We start from the raw sequence: 333 nt of genomic DNA, 5'->3' as shown, positions 1-333 counted from the left end.
GTATTCTCTTTAATGTCTCCCTGGATGATTTAGTTAAAGGAGATGTAAAGATCATGAAAGAAGAACTTCAAAAATCAACTTTCTTTAAGTGGAGTTACATCATGTTAGCATTAATGATTATACTTCCTATTTCTATTGCACCTGTATTTTACTTTTTTGGTTATTATGGTCTTATAATACCTGGGGTACTTACGATTTTGTTTATGCTTTCATTATTGAAGCTTGAAAACTTGAAAAAAGAGCATAATTTAAAAACTTATCGTCAAATAGTTGATTTTATAGAGGGAAAACCTGTAAGTGAAGTAAAGCCTAATATAAAAGACAAATTATTAA

General features: G+C 28.2%; 1 pseudogene. It reads left to right on the top strand.

What is annotated here, in order from left to right:
- Positions 1–333: pseudogene (locus ACTJJY_RS32180) on the top strand (XRE family transcriptional regulator); the annotation flags it as partial.

Source organism: Bacillus sp. 22475 (assembly GCF_052044835.1).
Lineage (GTDB): Bacteria > Bacillota > Bacilli > Bacillales > Bacillaceae_G > Bacillus_A > Bacillus_A cereus.
Note: the sequence above shows the minus strand (reverse complement) of the source record. Positions and strands in the feature narration are given on the sequence as shown.